1 pseudogene is annotated in these 869 nt (G+C 44.5%); it reads left to right on the forward strand.

Annotated elements, in window-relative coordinates:
* Positions 1-235: 235 nt before the first annotated feature.
* Positions 236-869 (forward strand): annotated as a pseudogene (locus D7004_RS14040) (IS21 family transposase); the annotation flags it as partial.

The raw sequence follows: 869 nt of genomic DNA on the forward strand, positions 1-869 counted from the left end.
CACCAGGTGGATAAACCGCTTCAAATTGACCCCTCTTCGCCAATCTAAAAAGTTCCCCTTAGCCGAGTTAATTTGATAAGGTTCGCCAAAGGAAAAAGACCCCTTTGCGCCAATCCAAATTGACCCCCTTGAAATTGCAGATTCGTTTGTGCTAAATGGTTTATAGGAATATGTTTTTGTTTAGCTTTTAGCCGAACAAAAACTGTTGATTACAATGTCCAATAAGCCTATCAAAATGAATAAACTCAGACAGATCATCCGTCTATACAGTCAGGGAACCGGGACCAAGCGCATCCATGCAATGGTGTCAACCTCACGCAATACCATTAAAAAGTATATTCGCATCTGGCAGACGCTTGGCATTAGCTATGAAGAGTTTAATGCCAAGAGCGATAGCGAACTGGCCGTCATTTTTACCACACCTGTGGCCAGGATCTCCAGTGCGCCCCGTATGCAGATCCTTCAGGGACTATTACCCGATTACTGTAAAAGGTTAAAGAGAAAAGGTGTTACAAGGGAACACCTGCATGAGGAATATATAAAAAAGCATTCCGATGGTTATGGACGCTCTCACTTTAATAATGCCATAATGGTATACCTGCAGCTCTCCAGATCGGTAATGCATATAGAACATAAAGCTGGCGATAAAATGTATATCGACTTTGCCGGCAAAAAGCTATTTGTTATCGGGAATGATAATATCAGGCAGGACGTAGAGGTGTTCGTGGCGATTCTTGGCTGTAGCCAGCTCACCTATGTTGAGGCTGTGGCCTCCCAGAAAAAGGAGGACCTCATCACTGCCTGTGAAAATGCCCTTCGCTATTTCGCAGGAGTACCGGAAGCGATCGTCCCCGACAATCTTCGCTCTG

The organism is Pedobacter jejuensis (assembly GCF_003725795.1).
Lineage (GTDB): Bacteria > Bacteroidota > Bacteroidia > Sphingobacteriales > Sphingobacteriaceae > Pedobacter > Pedobacter jejuensis.